Here is a 17,440-nt window from a genome sequence, read left to right on the forward strand (position 1 = left end):
AGGGGAAATATTGTGGAACAACAACCACTGGTTTTATTGGTGGATGATGAGGAAGATCTATGTACCCTCATGCAAATGTCATTGATGCGCATGGGAATCCGTACGCATATTGCTCATCGTCTGGAAGATGCAAAAAAATGTCTTAGGGATCATCAATATGATGCCTGTCTGACAGATCTAAATCTTCCTGATGGCAATGGTCTGCAATTACTGGACTGGATTAACCAGCATTCCCCTCACCTTCCGGTAGCTGTTCTAACGGCTTATGGCAATATGGATATTGCTATTGCTGCACTCAAGGCAGGTGCATTTGACTTTGTTAGCAAACCGATCAATCAAAAGCATCTGGAACAACTGCTGCAAAAAGCACTGAATAAACCAGTAGACTATTATCAGAATAATTCCAATGATTCATTAGAACATAAATTGCTGATTGGACAATCTCTGCCTATTCAGCAATTGCGGGTCACCTTGAAAAAAATTGCCCGTTCTCAAGCTCCGGTATTTATTACTGGTGAATCAGGGACCGGGAAAGAAGTGGTGGCCAATCTGGTCCATCGTCTTAGTAACCGCAATGAAGGACCTTTTATTGCGATTAACTGCGGTGCAATCCCGACTGAATTAATGGAAAGTGAACTGTTTGGCCACAAGAAAGGCAGCTTTACTGGCGCGACTCAGGACAAACAAGGACTAATTCAGTCTGCCCATGGAGGTAGTTTGTTCTTAGATGAAATCGCCGAATTACCGCTATCTATGCAGGTTAAACTGTTACGTGCCGTCCAGGAAAAACGCATTCGTCCCGTCGGTTCCGATACTGAAATTGATGTCGATTTCCGTGTCATTAGTGCCAGCCACCAGGATCTCGATGCGCTGGTACAACAAGGCAAATTCCGTCAGGATTTGTTTTTCCGTATTCATGTGATGGATCTGGTCTTACCACCACTGCGTGAGCGTGGTCAGGATATTCTGCTCCTCGCTGAGCATTTTGTTCAAAAGATCTGTCAGGAATGGGAGATTCCTGCGAAAAAACTGGCGGAACGGAGCAAGGAATTTTTACTGGAGCAATATTATCCGGGCAATGTGCGTGAACTGCGCAATATCATTGAACGTGCCATTACTTTGAGTGATGAAGACAAGATTGATCTTCAGCATCTGCAAACTGCTCCACTGCGTCATACGGTATCCGTCCAATCAGAAACGGCAAATCTGGCAGAGCCGACCTCATCTACGGATCAGATCATTATTCCCAAGAAACTCCCCGAGGAAGGTCTGGAACTGTATTTAGAAAAGATTGAAAAAGAAATTCTGCTGAATGCTTTGAATCTGACGCATTGGAATCGTACATTGGCCGCCAAAAAACTCGGTATGTCGTTTCGCTCTTTACGTTATCGTCTGAAAAAATTCGGACTGGATACCGAAGAAGAGGAATAATTATTTCTGCAGGAGCAGCAAGTCTGTGACGTGATCCAGATAGCTCTCCTCACGCGCATCCTGACCGAGAGGATAGGTGAAATGTGGCTGAATCCCCTGTCCTTCAATCATATTGCCGCTCGGGCTAAAGTATTGCGATACAGTCATCTGCAAAGCAGAGCCATTGCTCAAAGGAAACAGTTTCTGCACCACCCCTTTGCCATAGCTCTTTTCCCCTACCACCCAGGCACGATTATGTTCTTTCAGAGCAGCAGTAAATACTTCTGCAGCGGAAGCCGAACGGTTATTGATTAGAATCCCGACTTTCAGATTTTGAAATTCAATTCCTGGAAGTGCCTGAAATTGCTGATTACCTTCAGAACGGCTCTTGGTCGAAACAATAATGCCCTGATTCAGAAATAAATCTGCCGATTCAACGGCTGCAGACAATAAACCACCCGGATTATTACGCAGGTCAAATAGCACCGCTTTCAGTCGATTGGTTGAATAACTTTCAATAATCCGTTTGATTTCATTAGCGGTATCCTGCTGGAAGACTTTGACCTGCAGCACCAGAACCTGATTGCTGTGTAAGGTCGATTTAATCTCGGTATCCACTTTGGTATTGCGGACCAGTGTAATCGGTACACTTTGCGCAGAAAGCTGGAGCGTTAAAGTAGAGCCAATGGCACCGGTTAATAAATCTCGCACTTGCTCACGTTTCAGCGCACTCAAGACCTGATCATCAATCTTATAAACTGTGACACCATTGCGAAGGCCTTGTTTGGCAGAATCAGCATCCAGACTTAAGCCTTGTACCATCCATTGTTTTAGCTGTGGATTAAAATGCAGATCAAAATCAATACTGGCCAGATCACCTTCAGTATATTCACGCAGCTGTTTATAGTCTTCAGGAGATAAATAGCGGGAATAGCGGTCCAGGCCACTCACCAAACCTTGAATGGCTTGCTGGAAAAGCACATCGTCATTTTTGTCTTGAATATAATTATCTTTGACGATGCCATAAATCTGAACAAATTCCTGGATGGATGTAACAGGAATTTCATTATAGACCTGTTCATCCATTTCCAGTTCATCGAGTGCCATCTCGGTCGAAACAGCACTCCATGCGGAATGACTCAAACACATCAGTAAGCAGGATAAGACTACAGACTTGCCATGTGTTTTTATCATTCTTAGACCTGTTTTATAAAAGATTAAGCGTGCAGCTCAATAAGATTGCGACCCTGCATTTCAGCTGGTACCGGAATTTGCATCAAGTTCAGCAGGGTTGGTGCGACATCAGCCAATACGCCACCTTCTGCGATTGTTGCAGAGCTTGGACCCACATAGATAAATGGAACCAGTTCAGTGGTATGCTGGGTATGCACTTGACCGCTCTGATAATCCTGCATCTGCTCCACATTACCATGGTCTGCAGTAATAATCATATGACCTTTTTTCGCCATCACAGCTTCATAAACTCGGCCTAAGCAAGTATCCACGGCTTCAACGGCTTTCACTGCTGCATCAAATACACCAGTATGGCCGACCATATCACCATTGGCATAGTTCACAACCAGTAGGTCAAACTCGCCTGAATTGATCGCTGCCACCAGTTCATCTGTTACTTCATAGGCACTCATTTCCGGTTTCAGGTCATAAGTCGCAACATTTGGAGATTGGATCAGGATACGTTTTTCACCTGGATATTCATCTTCACGGCCACCGCTAAAGAAGAACGTTACATGCGCATATTTCTCGGTTTCTGCAATACGTAGCTGAGTTTTACCCAGGTTCGACAGATACTCACCTAAAGAATTTACCAGCGCTTCTGGCATATAGGCTACTGGTGCATCAATGGTCGCCTGATAACGGGTCAACATTACGAATTTCGCCAGATTCGGTACAACCTTACGTTCAAAACCGGCAAAATCTTTTTCAACAAAGGCACGAGTCAATTCACGGGCACGGTCAGCACGGAAGTTCATGAATACGACGCTGTCGCCATCCTGAATCTTCACAGTGTCGCCAATCCGAGTCGCTTTTACGAATTCATCTGATTCCTCTGCAGCATAAGCCTGTTCCAGACCTTCAACTGCAGTAGCTGCAGTACGCATTGCTTCACCTTCAGTCAGCAGACGATACGCTTGCTCTACACGATCCCAACGGTTGTCACGGTCCATGGCAAAATAACGACCGATCATGCTGACAATACGACCCTGGCCCGGATATTGAGCAAATAATGCATCCAGTTTTTCTAAAGAGGGTTGCGCACTTTTTGGTGGTGTATCACGGCCATCGAGAAACGCATGCAGATAAACCTGAGCACCGCGTTTTAAAGCCAGTTCAGCCATCGCCACGATATGATCTTCGTGTGAGTGCACACCGCCTTCAGACAACAGACCCATAATGTGGACTGCGCCATTTGCTGCTTTGGCTTTCTCAACCGCATCTACCAGCACTTCATGTTCGAAGAAAGCCCCAGTACGGATATCTTTGGTAATACGGGTAAAGTCCTGATACAGCACACGGCCAGCACCAAGATTCATATGACCGACTTCAGAGTTCCCCATCTGACCATCAGGCAGGCCGACATCTTCACCTGAACCTGAGATCAAACCATGCGGATGCTTTTCCTGTATAGCAGTTAAATTTGGTCGTTTAGCCGCTAAAAACGCATTGTCTTCGACCGCTTCGCGATGACCCACACCATCCATAATCACCAAAACGTGAGGGATTTTGCCAGCAGTTGCATCCGTCATAATGAAATACTCTTTTCGTCTACGAATTAATCGCTCTAGTTTACCGAATTTTGCAAAAAGAGGCCATGACCAGACGATGGTTTAAGCCTCTTGTTGCGATTGATTTCTTCTATTTTCCTGTAGTTTAGCGGGCCCGATGGAGCAAGTAGCCGCCAATAGCAAACATCAGCAAAATAGGAATAAATACAAACCATGCCGGTGACGGCGCATAGACCAGACTGGCATAACCGAGAAAATCCTGCAGATAGAAGAAGCCTAACCCTGCGAATAACGCAATCACCAAACGGAAGCCCATCGATTGCTGACGCAATGGTCCAAAGATAAATGAACAGGCAATCACTACCAGCGCAATCAGGGCAAATGGCGAACCGACTTTCTGCCAGAAAGCCAGCTGATAGGTTTTAGGTACCTGACTATATTCATGCATATAGCTCATAAAGCTCACCAGCTGGCTTGGCGATAAATCTTCCGGATCAATCGTCACCATATGCACATATTTCGGCTGCAAGGCCAAAGCCAGTGGTTGCTCATCATGCTGTACTAGTGTCGCATTGCCATTTTGTAAAATATCAAACTGTTCTGTGCTATCTAGTTTCCAGGCCCCATCTTTGACAAACTCACCCTGTTTGCCATCCAGAGTACCCTGCAGACGGTAATTATCATCAAAGTCCAGCATCTGTACATTTTTCAGCTGGCCTTTGGCGTTGGCATAATCAATATAGATAAAGCGATTACCCTCACGCGTCCAGTAACCTTTCACTTCACCAATTTTTACCGGCTTGTTATAGCTTTTGACTGCTTTGGCCTGTTCATTGGTATATGGAATCACCCACTCACTCAGGGCAAACGATAATACGACCAATAGCAATGCTGAACGGATCACCCAGCCGACAATCCGCCACAGACTGACTCCGACTGAACGCATTATGATCAGTTCACTATTGGAAGCCAATGTACCTAAACCGAGTACCGCGCCAATCAGTGCCGAAATTGGCAGGATTTCATAAAGATAATTCGGTGCCCCCCAGAGTACATATTTCAAGGCATCCCAGGCACCATAGCCTTCTTTCAGGGAACCCAATTCACCTAAATACGTAAATAAGACCTGCAGACCTGAAAGAACAGCGGTTGCCCCAAGCATCGCCAGCGCGGTGGTTCCGGTCACATGTTTGGCAACTATACGACGTGCTAACATTGTTAAGACCTCACTCGCTGAATCCGTTTTTTAATTTTTGGCGCCAAATTCTGTTTACGTGAGAACAATGCACCGGCTATGGCATATATGATCAGAACCAATGGATAAGCCCAAATGCCCATTTCCGCCTTGCTGACCCGGGTTTTGATCGCCATCAGGGCGACGATCAGGCTGGCAAAGATCATCAGTGCCGGGAATAATTTGAGATAGCGACCTTGACGTGGGCTCACTTCAGACAGGGCTACAGACAAAATCAGGGCAATTACAATGGCAAATGGTACAAAGACACGCCAGCCAAGCTCACTGGCTACCACCGGATCCTGACGGTTTTTCCAAAGCTGTCCGGTCGGCAAGGCCTCGACTTCATCACTGGCCAGTTCTGCTTCTTTATCACTTTCGATCCGTAAACGATAGCTTTCAAATTCAGCCTGGGTATATTGCGGCGTGCCTGGATAAATTTCATAGCGGCGGCCATTGACGAGATCGACCACATTGGCCGCATCATTCGGCATTTCAATTCGGGTCGCTTCCTGCGCCAGAATCATCACATCTGGCTTGCCTTCTTTTTCCGCACGCTGATAGAAGAAGATATCTTTCAGGTTTTTGCGATCTTCGGATAGATCTCCGGCATAAATGGTATAAGGTCCGGAAGAGATAAATTCTTTGGGCCGAACCAGATCAAAGCCGGTTCGTACTGCCTGCTCACTGGTCAAGGCTTCGAACTGTCGAATCCCCCACGGTGAAGCCCACAACATGAGAAAGCCTTGTGCAAGGAGATAGACCAAAGTCATCGGAATCAAAAGACGTGCCAGCTGATGCCGGCTAATTCCGCTACCATTTAAGACCGCCATCTCATGATCAACATAGAGACGACCAAAGACCAGCATTAAGCCAATAAAGAACCCAAGTGGAAGAATCAAGGTCAGGAATTCAGGCAAACGATAACCAATGATGCTGAACAGGATTCCAGCATCCAGACGCCCCTGTGCGGCCACACCAAAATACTTGATCAAACGACCGCCCATCATGATAAGGGTCAGTAAGGCAATCACCACCAAGGAGGTCGATACCACTTGCTTGACCAGATAACGCCGAATAATCAAATTAGTTCTTCCAAAATGAGCTCCATAAAACGAGTGCTAGTTTACCCGAATAGCAAAAATATAAAACCTAGGTGGCTCTGCCCATTGAAAATCTATTCGGATAAATGTTTCAATGCTTGAATGATTTGCAAATCTAAACAGGCGTGAAAACAAGATATGAACCTTACAATTAATACGTCATTCCCAGAGAATGGATCAAGTCAATCTTTGTTGATTTTAGTCGACTCAGAACAGATTCAGAGCGCTGCATCAACATACCAAATCAACAGCCTAGATACATTAATTGAAGCATCTCAATTCAAGGCTGGTCTGGCAGAAAGTTTAAGCCTGATTGGACAGGTCAGCCAGTCTCAGCATGCGGCCCTGATCGGCCTCGGCAAGACTGCCGAATTACAAGCGGGAAAACTGGCGAAAATTGCCCAAGCCATTATTAAAGGCTCTCAAAAAAAATTCAAACAGATTTCTGTTGATCTGACACAACTTCCACAAGAATTGCACTATCTGTTTGCATTGGCTTTAACTCAAGCCAGCTACGGCTATGACGAATACAAGTCAAAAAAGAACGAATTTATTCTGCAGCAGATTGATTTCATCGCTGCCGAAACTCCGCTAACAGCTGAACAGTTGCAATTGATTCAGGCCATTCAGACTGGTCAGAATCTGGCGCGTGATCTGGGTAATCGTCCTGGCAATATTTGTTTCCCAGAATATCTGGCAGAACAGGCGCAAGCGCTGGCGGCTCAATATCCGGACCTGCTTAAAGTAACTGTACTTAATGAACAGCAAATGGCTGACCTTGGTATGGGTGCCTTCCTTGCAGTTAGCAAAGGTTCAGACCGTCCAGGCCGTATTATTACAATTGAATATCTGGCTCATCGTGAAGAAGCACCAGTTGTATTACTGGGTAAAGGCATTACTTTTGATACCGGCGGTATTTCATTAAAACCAGGCGCTGGCATGGATGAAATGAAATACGATATGTGCGGTGCAGCTTCCGTTCTGGGCACGCTTCGTGCACTATGCGAATCTCGTTTACCAATTCATGTGGTAGGTGCGATTGCTGCAGCGGAAAATATGCCATCGGGCAAAGCCACCCGTCCAGGTGACATCGTAACCACCATGAGTGGTCAAACTGTTGAAATTTTAAATACTGATGCTGAAGGCCGTCTGGTACTCTGTGATGCGCTAACTTATGTGAAACGCTTCAACCCTGCCCTGGTGATTGATATTGCAACTCTAACCGGTGCTTGTGTAGTGGCCTTAGGTTCAGTCTTGACCGGTATGTTTACGCCAGACAATGAGCTGGCTGCAGAGCTTGAAACCGCCGGCCAAAATGCATTTGACCGTGTATGGCGCATGCCAGTACTGGACGACTATCAGGAACAACTGGATTCACCATTTGCTGATATTGCCAATATTGGTGGCCCTAAAGCCGGTTCTGTAACAGCTGCATGCTTCCTGCAACGTTTTACGCGTGAATATCGCTGGGCTCACTTGGATATTGCAGGTACTGCATGGAATTCAGGTCCAAATAAAGGCGCAACTGGCCGTCCAGTACCTCTATTAATGCAATTCCTGGCTAATCGCGTTCAAAAGCATGGCTAAGGTCAGCTTTTATTTATTTGAAAAAAGCCCTGAACGACAAGTGGACAGCACTTGTCGTTTATGCCGTAAAATTTTGCGTCAGCCAGAGCGTATCTGGCTGCTGTGTGCCGATCCTGCCTTACAGCAGGAACTGGATGAAAAGCTATGGAACTTTGATCCTGCCAGCTTTATTCCGCATGGAATCGATCAGCCAGATGCGACCGTTTGTATATCGGCTCAATTACCAGAGCAGCCTGGCTGGATTATTTTTAATTTTAATCCGGAAGCACTTGAACCTGATGCGAAATTTAGTCACATTATTGAGATTATTGAAAACAATGAACCGGCTAAACAGCTGGGACGTGAGAAATATAAACAATATCGTCGCTTTGGCATTCAGCCAAATACCTTTAAGCTCTAAGTAATCACGTGAACAAGGAGATGCAAGTGGCATTAAATGTAGGTCCAGATTTTAAACAGCGCTGGTTAAACACGCCTGAGGCTGTACGTCAGACCTTTATCGATGACCTCTCGCGCATCTGTGAAGTACTTAAGCCTGAAACTGCTGTAGAAGAATGGCTCGTTCGCGACCAGCAGTTACAGAAAGAGTCTGAGCGTAAAATTGAAGCAGCGTATGCACAGCGCAAGGCCGAACTGATTGAAGAAGCACGTATTCGCAGACAACGGGCACTCGAAAAAGCCTTAGCCGAAAAACGTGCTGAAGAGCAAGCCTATGCCGAACAGCTACGCCGTGATGAAGAGCGAAAATTTGCCGAGCAGACCCGGAAGCTGGCTGAAATGCGTCATATGCTAGATACTGAGGTTCAGGATTATGCCGCACGTTATCAGAAAAATCCGGATCAGGTGCTCGACTTTGCCAAAGGTCGCCTAAATATCGACGATACCCAGATTTTATCTGAGCTGGAAAGCTTACGGTTACGTCTGGAACTCGAAGCAGAAACTGTGATTGAACAAACCGTCAATGCACTGCGTGAGAAATTACGCGCTGCAGCCAAAGAAGAAATTGACTATATTCTGAAAAATTCTGATCTGGCTGAGTAAAGTTGATCGTCAGTTGGCTGAAAAGATTCTTTTTATTTTTCAGCCTAATCCATCCCCTGTCTTGGTTAGTTTATTCCATCAAACTATAAAATCTGCTTTAAAATTAAAACAAGTCAGCCAGTAAAAATGCGGTATTGCCAAGCAGATAGCCAGCCCCTAGCAGAGTGCTAATCCAGAGAATTCCCCCAGTCACATTATAAAAACTGAAAGTTGCAAAGCTCATATGGCCAGAACCTGCCGCAAAAGGACCGAAGGAACGTACAAAGGGAATAAAACGCGCAATTAAGATCGTCTTGCCGCCATGTTTCATAAAATAATGATTGGTTTTGACCATATATTCGGGTTTGAAAAACCGTGAATGCTCATTGAAATATTTTAATCCGAGCACCCTGCCTGAATAATAATTCACGGTATAACCCAGAATCGAAGCAATCAGCAGCAATAAACCCATGGAGTGTAAGGTAATCAGATCGGAGCTGGAACACAGCGCACCGACGGCAATCAACAGACTGTCACCGGGCAAAAAGAAAAAAAATGGCGAACCTGTTTCCGCAAAAATCACCAGGAACAAAATTGCATAGATCCACACCCCATACTGCTCCAGCAATAGAGGTAAAGACTGTTCAAGATGAAGTAAAAAATCGAGCATTCGACCTGTCCACTGGGGCTAAAATCGCGAGTTGAGCTACGTATTATCCCGAAAAATAAAAAAACAGTCTAATTTTTCAATTAGACTGTCTGGTAATTGCTCAGCGGATTTATTTCAAAAAGCCATTTTCGGCTAAGAATTCCATGCTGATTTTAGACTGTTCTGTAGTTTCTGCGGCCTTGTCACCAAGCAATAAACGCTCGATATAACGCGCCAGTACATCCACTTCCAGATTGACTTTAGTGCCTAACTTCCAGGTACTAATATTGGTACGTTCGGCTGTATGTGGAATCAGATTCAGACTAAGGATGTTACCACGCAAGTAGTTAATGGTCAGGCTGATACCATCTACTGTTATAGAGCCCTTCTCTGCCAAATATTTGGCAATTTCTTTTGGTGCAGTCACTTCAAAATAAATGGAACGGGCATCGGAACGTACTACTGTAATTTCACCAACCGCATCGACATGACCAGAGACAATATGTCCGCCAAAGCGTGTAGTTGGCAGCATTGCCTTTTCGACATTTACAGGTTGGCCGACTTTCCAGTTAGCCAGTGTAGTCCGGTCCAGGCTTTCACGTGATACGTCTGCAGCATACCAGTTCTCACCCCAGTCAATTACGGTCAGACAGATGCCATTGGTGGCAATCGAGTCACCCAGATGTACATCGGACATATCCAGATCCGTCTGGATGCGTAAGCGTACATCACCGCCAACGCTTTGCAAGCTCTCGACCTTGCCCAGACTTTCAATAATACCTGTAAACATCTTTATTTCCTTTTTCTCTGCGCTTACCACAAGGCCAATTGGGTGCTCACGCCGGTCGTATCCACACCGCCCAGCTCAGCATAATGATGCAACTGGCTCAGTAACTGACGAATTGGTGGACCTGACTTGGCATGCGTGTCGGTAATTACAATAAATTCCAATACGCGTGCACGTTCAGACTGGCGCTGCTTACTGACACGATAACGTGGCACATCCTGAGTGAGCAAGGTTACACGGCCACGTTTCAGGTTGGCCTGCAGCAAATCTGTGGCACTGATATTACCATCGGTTGAATAACTGGTCAGGATAAAACGCGCATTAATGGTCGCCAACAAAGTTTCATAGGCTTCTTTGGCATGCTTGGATGAGTTGTACTGACTTGGACGTTCTTTACGCCATGCACGGTCAATCCCGCTCTTGAAGCCTTTAGTGTCTGGAGTCGGTAAATCCACCTGATCCCACAGCGTTAAAGCATTGAGTACATGATAGTTACTACTATAGGCATGCTGGTTATACGGTGGATCCAGATAAGCCACATCGACTTCAAAACCACTCATCTGATTGGCTAAGTGTTGGGCATCCACACACCACATTTCTGCGGCAGGTCCTTGATGCTTAGCATCTTCACAGAAACGGCTTGGCGTTAACCAAAGTAGTGATTCAATGCGTTCTAGTGCAGTCTGGGTTTTACCGCCCCAACCATGATGGAAACTTTTAAATACACCTGAGGTATTGCTGACAAAACTGGCTGAATAGAGCAGCGGTGCCAGCAAAGCACTCATTTCCACGTCATCAATCGCACCTTGAGCCTGCCAGGTGGCAATCTGCTGACGGATGGCATCGATACGCATGCCGTTACGGCGTTTGAAGAACAAACGGTCTCGGGTCGGATCATAAATCTCATCATTACGCGGACACAGGTTATGTGTCACCCAGCCTTTAACTTCAGGCAAACGGTTCAGATAATCAATCGCTTTCTGATAGCCACCGAGCTCTTTAAAGGCAGGTGCTTCAGTACAAGCTAAAACTGCATGATTGAGTGCATGACTATAGGGTTCCCAGTCATTGGCAATCACCCGATAGCCATTCTGACGGGCCAGACGTGAAACCACCCCGGAACCTGCAAAAAAATCGGCAAAAATCGGCGCACGGCCATCTTCACGTTTTAGGGTTCCCGTGCTCTCAAGTGCTTCCAGAATTAAGTGTAGTAAACGGCGTTTGTTCCCCAGATAAGGAACCAGCTGATGGAAAAGATATTCATCTGTGGTACGTGCCGCATGGCGACGTTTGTGGTAAACCGTAGACTCTGAATTCATAGTGTCTCTTGAGAGGGAATTAACCTGAAGCGCACGTCATCACCCAAACGGGTCACGTCCTGCAACTTGAATCGAAGTTGTTCTGCCATTCGGCTGAATTCTGCATTGAACATACTACGCGCAGTTTGCCCCAATAAAGTCGGTGCAACATAACTGATGAGTTCATCCACCAGCCCTGCCTGTAAAAATGCAGTAGATAAAGTCGCACCTGCTTCAACCAGCACATCATATATCTGATGCTGCTGAACCAGTTGCTGTAATAATTCTTTTAAAGGCTGAATTTCGAATTGGATCACACCCAGATCAGCCAGCTCCTGACGATAAGGCCCCATCACCATCACCGTTTCTGGAGTCTCCAAAATCTTGGTAGTGAGGGGTAAACGCCCCTGGCGATCCAGAATAATCCGTTTGGGCTGAACTACCGTGCTGATGTCATTCATACCTTTCAGGCTACGGACATTGAGCTGACAGTCATCAGCCAATACAGTTTCAATCCCGGTAATCACTGCGCCAGAAATGGCACGCCAGTGCTGGACATCCTGACGGGCTTCAGGACCGGTAATCCATTTCGATTCACCGGATGCCATAGCCGTACGGCCATCCAGACTCGATGCAATTTTCAAACGCACATAAGGCATCCCAGTCGCCATGGCTTTCAGAAAGCCATCATTCAGCGGATGCGCTTCATCTTCACAAATGCCGACTTCAACGTCGATTCCGGCATCTTTCAGGATTTGCACACCCTTGCCAGCGACCAGTGGATTCGGATCAGGACAAGCCACAATCACTTTAGCTACGCCTGCTTCAACCAATCCTTTGGCACACGGCGGTGTACGGCCATAATGGGCACAAGGTTCCAAAGTCACATATGCTGTTGCGCCACGTGCCTGTTCGCCTGCCTGACGCATGGCAAAGACTTCCGCATGAGGCTGACCGGCTTTAGGATGGAAACCTTCACCCACGACTACGCCATCTTTGACAATGATACAGCCGACATTCGGATTCGGTTTGGTGGAGTACTGCCCCTGACGTGCCAGTTCGATGGCACGGCGCATCCAGATTTGATCTTGAGTGAGTTCAGTCATGCTTATTCTTGAAACTCACCGCGTTGCTGCATCTGTTCAATCTGACGACGAAAGGCTTCGACATCCTGGAAATCCTGATAGACCGAAGCAAAACGGACATAAGCGACATGATCAAGTGCAAATAGAGATTGCATGACAATTTCACCAATCGTGCGTGATTTCACATCACGCTCACCCAGACGGCGAATCTGCAACTGGATATCACTGAGCACCGTTTCAATCTGTTCTTGAGTCACAGGACGTTTCTGCAAGGCATGCATCAGGGAACGGCGTAATTTGGCTTCATCAAAGGGTTCATTCTTGCCATCAGATTTGATGACACGCGGCATCACCACTTCATAACTTTCAAAGGTGGTAAAGCGTTCATTACAACTGACGCATTCACGACGGCGGCGAATCTGGCAACCTTCAGCGGCCAGGCGTGAATCAATCACTTTACTGTCTGGTGTATTGCAAAATGGGCAATGCATAGCGGTTTAATTGAACAAATCCTGATGATTTCCGAGTGTAGCAAAAATTCTAAACTTTGTAGAGTTTTACGCAATATATAGAAAAAAAACAGCCCAGATGGGCTGTTTTACACAATATATTGATTATTGTTTTAGCAGATTATTCTACGCGTTCGCCATGTTGACTCAAGTCCAGACCCATGCGTTCATCATCAGAAGAAACACGGATACCGATGATCAGATCAATCACTTTAAGAATCACGAAAGTTAATACTGCAGAGTAAGCGATGGTTGCAAGTACACCTTCAACTTGAACCCAAAGTTGGCTCATTACATTTGCTGGAGCAGCATCACCCATGATGAATTCGCTTGCGAAGAATGCTGTCAGAATCGCACCAACGATACCACCCACACCGTGCAGGCCAAAGGCATCCAGAGAATCATCAGCTTTCAGTGTACGTTTCAGAGCAGTAATACCCCAGAAACATACCACACCACCGATCAGACCCATTGCCAGCGCACCACCGACAGTCACGAAACCAGCTGCTGGAGTAATTACCACCAGACCTGCTACCGCACCAGAAGCCCCACCTAATACAGATGCTTTACCACGTACTACTTTTTCAGTAATTAACCAAGAGATCGCTGCTGCCGCTGCTGCAACTTGAGTTACGATCAGCGCATAACCTGCAGAACCATTTGCACCCAATGCTGAACCACCGTTGAAGCCGAACCAGCCTACCCAAAGTAAGCTTGCACCGACTACAGTTAAAGTCAGGTTATGTGGCGCCATTGATTCACGGCCAAGACCCATACGTTTACCAAGCATGTAGGCTGCAACCAGACCCGCTACACCTGAGTTGATGTGAACGACTGTACCACCAGCAAAGTCAAGCGCACCGTCGTTGCCTAACCAGCCGCCGCCCCAGACCCAGTGAGTAATTGGTGCATACACCAGAATCACCCAGAGTGCAATGAATGCCACAAAAGCACCAAACTTCATACGCTCAGCAATCGAACCGCTGATGATGGCAACCGTAATAATGGCAAACGTCATTTGGAAGATCACGAACAGGATTTCAGGAATTGTGCCTGAAAGCGCATCGGTGGTTATTCCAGCCAGCATGAGCTTGTCCAAACTGCCGATAAAGGCATTTCCTTCACCAAAGGCCAATGTATAGCCAATCACGACCCAGGCAATACTGACTACGGCTGCAGCAACAAAGCTGTGTGCCATGGTTCCCAATACGTTTTTCTTACGGACCATACCGCCATAGAACAGGGCTAAACCTGGAATGGTCATCAGTAATACAAGGGCTGTTGAAGTGAGAATCCAGGCTGTATCGCCAGTATCGAGAGTAGCTTCTTCTTCTGCAGGCACTGCTGGTTCAGCTGGCGCCACTTCAGCAATCTCTGCTGTAGTTGTGTCTGTTGTTGTAAGTGAAGTATCACCAGTCTCTGCAACGAGTGCGACTTCTTCAGTAGGTGTTGGTGCTGTTACGGCCTCTTCAGCCCACGCAACAGAACCACCTAAAAGAGCGCTGGACAAGCCGAACGCCATTAGCATTTTTTTCATTCGTATCCCCCAACCATGTTTTTTGTGAGTTATTAGGTACTCAGCAAACTTCGTGCCAAATTAAACAGCGTCTGCACCTGTTTCACCGGTACGAATACGGATGACTTGTTCTAAGTTAGTTACGAAAATTTTTCCGTCACCGATTTTGCCAGTGCTTGCAACACGAGTAATTGATTCAATTACCGAATCAACCATTTCGTCGCTGATTGCGATTTCAATTTTGACTTTCGGTAGGAAATCTACAACGTATTCAGCACCACGATAAAGTTCAGTATGGCCTTTTTGACGACCAAAGCCTTTGACTTCAGTCACAGTGATGCCTTGAACACCAATTTCAGATAATGCTTCACGCACATCATCCAATTTGAAAGGTTTTACAATTGCAGTTACGAGCTTCATGTTTGTTTTCCTTCGGCTTATTTCACCAGTAAGGTTTTATGTTCAAATTTCATGCCAAGATTCCTAAGGTCGGGGGAAATTAGAAAGCCCGGCACGATGTTTCTTGCTCTTTTATTTTATACTTATAACGTATTGGAATCTGCATAAATTGGATATTTTTTATGTGGATTTTTACAATATTACTAATCGAAGCAGCCTATATTTTATCTGAAATACTGTCAGTCACTCTTGCAGCAATGCTACACTGTCCGCGCATTTATATGGCGATGGATCGGATTATGATTGAAACCCTGTTACAAGCAATTTTGCAGCAAGTTGAACAGCCTAAAAAGGACCTGGAGCACAATCTGCGTGCCCTGCTCAATGAAGCCGTCAGTAAAATGGATTTAGTGTCTAAAGAAGAGCTCGAACGTCAACGCACTGCCCTAAATAATGCCAATCAGCGTTTAAATGTTTTACTAAAACAAGTCGAAGAGCTAGAAGAAAAAGTCTCGATTAAAAAATAAGCACAACTACAGTGCACAAAAGACACGAGAACAATAAAAATAATGCACTATATTGGAACAACAATATGTCTTTTGCCAAAATTTATACGCGAGGCCTGTTAGGCCTGCATGCACCTTTAATTGAAGTCGAAGTTCATGTCAGTTCTGGCATGCCTTCCCTCACCATTGTGGGGCTTCCTGAAGCCGCAGTCAGGGAAAGTAAGGATCGGGTTCGATCAGCTATTCTGAATAGCGGCTTTCAGTTTCCGACCAAACGCCTGACCATTAATCTGGCACCTGCCGATCTACCTAAAGATGGCTCACGTTTGGACTTGCCGATTGCGCTAGGAATTTTAGTGGCCTCAGGGCAGCTTCCAGAAAATTGCACAGATGACCTTGAATTTATTGGTGAACTGGCCCTAGATGGTCAATTGCGGCCTGTAACAGGAATCCTGAGTATTGCAATCGCCTGCCAGCAGGCACAGCATCAACTGATCTTGCCTAGTCCGAATGCTCAGGAAGCCTCTCAGCTTCCGGATTTTCAGGTATTTGCTGCCAATCATTTACAGGAAGTCTGTGCACATCTGGCTCAAGCAGAAACCTTGCCCCCGTTTAAGACCAGTCCATTAGATCAGCACTCTTTTTATAAATTTGATCTTGCGGATGTGAAAGGACAATTGCGACCACGACGTGCCTTGGAAATTGCAGCTGCAGGTGGCCATTCCCTGCTGTTCCGCGGCCCACCTGGTACAGGTAAAACCTTATTAGCATCGCGCCTCGCCAGTATTTTACCTCCCTTAAATACTCAGGAAAATCTGGAAGTTGCTAGTATCTATTCAATTGCCAATGCCAATCATCCCTTTGGCCAGCGGCCATTTCGGGCACCGCATCATACTGCGTCTGCCATTGCACTGGTCGGCGGTGGCTCACATCCTAAACCTGGAGAGATCACACTGGCACATTTGGGCGTTTTATTTCTAGACGAACTGCCTGAGTTTGACCGCAAGGTTTTAGAAGTATTACGTCAGCCGCTTGAGTCCAAAGAAATTGTAATCTCACGTGCTTCCCGGCAAATTACTTTTCCAGCCAATTTTCAACTGGTGGCAGCCATGAATCCTTGTCCATGCGGTTATGCATTTAATCAGGACAGCCGCTGTCAATGTTCACCTGAAAGCATTAAGCGTTATCAGAGCCGGATTTCTGGCCCATTACTGGATCGGATTGACCTGCATATTGACGTACCACCTTTACAGGCACAGGAATTACAGGACAATAAACCTGTCGAAAACTCTGAAACGGTCAGACAGCGTGTGATCAGCGCCTATAATATTCAGATCGAACGGCAAAATGCCTTGAACATGAGCCTTAGTCCGAAGCAGCTAGAGCAATATGCCGCATTAGATCAGTCTGCTCAGAATATGCTTGAACTGGCGCAGCAAAAATTAAATTTGTCAGCCCGAGGCTATCATCGCATTTTGCGTGTTGCCCGTACCATTGCCGATCTTAATCAAAGTCCAGATATTCAGACTGGACATTTATCGGAAGCCTTGTCTTATCGCGGGCAGCACATGTAAACAATAAAAAAGGCGACCT

The 17,440-nt window shown here is 46.0% G+C and carries 17 protein-coding genes; 6 read left to right on the top strand and 11 right to left on the bottom strand.

Annotated elements, in window-relative coordinates; genetic code table 11:
• Nucleotides 1-9: 9 nt before the first annotated feature.
• Nucleotides 10-1,431 carry a sigma-54 dependent transcriptional regulator gene (locus FTU46_RS01270; protein WP_180104198.1) on the top strand — a complete coding sequence of 474 codons (1,422 nt, stop codon included), beginning with the start codon at nt 10-12 and terminating at the stop codon, nt 1,429-1,431.
• On the opposite strand, the gene FTU46_RS01275 is transcribed toward FTU46_RS01270, so the two are convergent.
• The 4 genes from FTU46_RS01275 to lptF all read right to left on the bottom strand — a co-directional run bounded on the left by FTU46_RS01275 (nt 1,432) and on the right by lptF (nt 6,473).
• A complete protein-coding gene (locus FTU46_RS01275) occupies nt 1,432-2,604 on the bottom strand; it encodes a S41 family peptidase (protein ID WP_179992208.1) in 1,173 nt (390 codons plus the stop codon). It abuts the gene before it with no gap.
• A 23-nt stretch (nt 2,605-2,627) separates the two neighbouring features.
• Complete coding sequence (gene gpmI / locus FTU46_RS01280) at nt 2,628-4,175, bottom strand: 2,3-bisphosphoglycerate-independent phosphoglycerate mutase (protein WP_180104183.1); 1,548 nt, start codon at nt 4,173-4,175, stop codon at nt 2,628-2,630.
• A gap of 124 nt (nt 4,176-4,299) precedes the next feature.
• Complete coding sequence (lptG, locus tag FTU46_RS01285) at nt 4,300-5,370, bottom strand: LPS export ABC transporter permease LptG (RefSeq protein ID WP_179992210.1); 1,071 nt, start codon at nt 5,368-5,370, stop codon at nt 4,300-4,302.
• A 2-nt stretch (nt 5,371-5,372) separates the two neighbouring features.
• Nucleotides 5,373-6,473, bottom strand: a complete 1,101-nt coding sequence (gene lptF / locus FTU46_RS01290; RefSeq protein ID WP_034703425.1) for an LPS export ABC transporter permease LptF — start codon at nt 6,471-6,473, stop codon at nt 5,373-5,375.
• 156 nt (nt 6,474-6,629) lie between these two features.
• Here lptF and FTU46_RS01295 point away from each other — a divergent pair, with 156 nt between their 5' ends.
• From FTU46_RS01295 to FTU46_RS01305, 3 genes are read left to right on the top strand one after another with little or no spacing between them, the layout of a single operon-like run.
• Nucleotides 6,630-8,078, top strand: coding sequence for a leucyl aminopeptidase (locus FTU46_RS01295; protein ID WP_180015001.1), 1,449 nt, complete (start codon nt 6,630-6,632; stop codon nt 8,076-8,078).
• Entirely contained in the window at nt 8,071-8,478 is a 408-nt protein-coding gene (locus tag FTU46_RS01300) for a DNA polymerase III subunit chi (RefSeq protein ID WP_179992212.1), read from the top strand. The genes FTU46_RS01295 and FTU46_RS01300 overlap by 8 nt, the downstream gene beginning before the upstream one ends.
• Nucleotides 8,479-8,504: 26 nt before the next feature.
• Nucleotides 8,505-9,119, top strand: coding sequence for a hypothetical protein (locus FTU46_RS01305; protein ID WP_159123955.1), 615 nt, complete (start codon nt 8,505-8,507; stop codon nt 9,117-9,119).
• A 103-nt stretch (nt 9,120-9,222) separates the two neighbouring features.
• On the opposite strand, the gene FTU46_RS01310 is transcribed toward FTU46_RS01305, so the two are convergent.
• From FTU46_RS01310 to glnK, 7 genes are all read right to left on the bottom strand, one after another.
• Nucleotides 9,223-9,768, bottom strand: coding sequence for a VTT domain-containing protein (locus tag FTU46_RS01310; protein WP_004787301.1), 546 nt, complete (start codon nt 9,766-9,768; stop codon nt 9,223-9,225).
• Between the two features lie 109 nt (nt 9,769-9,877).
• Nucleotides 9,878-10,537 carry a riboflavin synthase gene (locus FTU46_RS01315; protein ID WP_180104184.1) on the bottom strand — a complete coding sequence of 220 codons (660 nt, stop codon included), beginning with the start codon at nt 10,535-10,537 and terminating at the stop codon, nt 9,878-9,880.
• Nucleotides 10,538-10,560: 23 nt separating this feature from the next.
• A complete protein-coding gene (locus FTU46_RS01320) occupies nt 10,561-11,853 on the bottom strand; it encodes a DNA adenine methylase (protein ID WP_034703433.1) in 1,293 nt (430 codons plus the stop codon).
• A complete protein-coding gene (gene ribD, locus FTU46_RS01325) occupies nt 11,850-12,938 on the bottom strand; it encodes a bifunctional diaminohydroxyphosphoribosylaminopyrimidine deaminase/5-amino-6-(5-phosphoribosylamino)uracil reductase RibD (protein ID WP_180048000.1) in 1,089 nt (362 codons plus the stop codon). The genes FTU46_RS01320 and ribD overlap by 4 nt, the downstream gene beginning before the upstream one ends.
• A 2-nt stretch (nt 12,939-12,940) precedes the next feature.
• Nucleotides 12,941-13,408 (bottom strand): transcriptional regulator NrdR, encoded by a 468-nt coding sequence (gene nrdR / locus FTU46_RS01330; RefSeq protein WP_004787309.1) that lies wholly within the window; start codon nt 13,406-13,408, stop codon nt 12,941-12,943.
• A gap of 139 nt (nt 13,409-13,547) precedes the next feature.
• Entirely contained in the window at nt 13,548-14,963 is a 1,416-nt protein-coding gene (locus tag FTU46_RS01335; protein WP_180053833.1) for an ammonium transporter, read from the bottom strand.
• Between the two features lie 60 nt (nt 14,964-15,023).
• A complete protein-coding gene (gene glnK / locus FTU46_RS01340) occupies nt 15,024-15,362 on the bottom strand; it encodes a P-II family nitrogen regulator (protein WP_004650081.1) in 339 nt (112 codons plus the stop codon).
• Nucleotides 15,363-15,640: 278 nt separating this feature from the next.
• On the opposite strand from glnK, the gene FTU46_RS01345 reads away from it, so the two are divergent.
• Nucleotides 15,641-15,868, top strand: a complete 228-nt coding sequence (locus tag FTU46_RS01345) for an accessory factor UbiK family protein (protein ID WP_180025476.1) — start codon at nt 15,641-15,643, stop codon at nt 15,866-15,868.
• Between the two features lie 65 nt (nt 15,869-15,933).
• Nucleotides 15,934-17,421 (top strand): YifB family Mg chelatase-like AAA ATPase, encoded by a 1,488-nt coding sequence (locus tag FTU46_RS01350; RefSeq protein ID WP_180104185.1) that lies wholly within the window; start codon nt 15,934-15,936, stop codon nt 17,419-17,421.
• The last annotated feature ends 19 nt before the right edge of the window (nt 17,422-17,440 follow it).

The organism is Acinetobacter sp. YH12108 (assembly GCF_013419055.1).
Taxonomy (GTDB): domain Bacteria; phylum Pseudomonadota; class Gammaproteobacteria; order Pseudomonadales; family Moraxellaceae; genus Acinetobacter.

Excerpts from the sequence above, each read along its gene's own strand:
- FTU46_RS01275 (WP_179992208.1), bottom strand. The coding sequence starts at position 2,604 with ATGATAAAAACACATGGCAAGTCTGTAGTCTTATCCTGCTTACTGATG.
- gpmI (WP_180104183.1), bottom strand. The coding sequence starts at position 4,175 with ATGACGGATGCAACTGCTGGCAAAATCCCTCACGTTTTGGTGATTATG.
- lptG (WP_179992210.1), bottom strand. The coding sequence starts at position 5,370 with ATGTTAGCACGTCGTATAGTTGCCAAACATGTGACCGGAACCACCGCG.
- FTU46_RS01295 (WP_180015001.1), top strand. The coding sequence starts at position 6,630 with ATGAACCTTACAATTAATACGTCATTCCCAGAGAATGGATCAAGTCAA.
- FTU46_RS01300 (WP_179992212.1), top strand. The coding sequence starts at position 8,071 with ATGGCTAAGGTCAGCTTTTATTTATTTGAAAAAAGCCCTGAACGACAA.
- FTU46_RS01310 (WP_004787301.1), bottom strand. The coding sequence starts at position 9,768 with ATGCTCGATTTTTTACTTCATCTTGAACAGTCTTTACCTCTATTGCTG.
- FTU46_RS01315 (WP_180104184.1), bottom strand. The coding sequence starts at position 10,537 with ATGTTTACAGGTATTATTGAAAGTCTGGGCAAGGTCGAGAGCTTGCAA.
- FTU46_RS01320 (WP_034703433.1), bottom strand. The coding sequence starts at position 11,853 with ATGAATTCAGAGTCTACGGTTTACCACAAACGTCGCCATGCGGCACGT.
- ribD (WP_180048000.1), bottom strand. The coding sequence starts at position 12,938 with ATGACTGAACTCACTCAAGATCAAATCTGGATGCGCCGTGCCATCGAA.
- nrdR (WP_004787309.1), bottom strand. The coding sequence starts at position 13,408 with ATGCATTGCCCATTTTGCAATACACCAGACAGTAAAGTGATTGATTCA.
- FTU46_RS01335 (WP_180053833.1), bottom strand. The coding sequence starts at position 14,963 with ATGAAAAAAATGCTAATGGCGTTCGGCTTGTCCAGCGCTCTTTTAGGT.
- glnK (WP_004650081.1), bottom strand. The coding sequence starts at position 15,362 with ATGAAGCTCGTAACTGCAATTGTAAAACCTTTCAAATTGGATGATGTG.
- FTU46_RS01345 (WP_180025476.1), top strand. The coding sequence starts at position 15,641 with ATGATTGAAACCCTGTTACAAGCAATTTTGCAGCAAGTTGAACAGCCT.
- FTU46_RS01350 (WP_180104185.1), top strand. The coding sequence starts at position 15,934 with ATGTCTTTTGCCAAAATTTATACGCGAGGCCTGTTAGGCCTGCATGCA.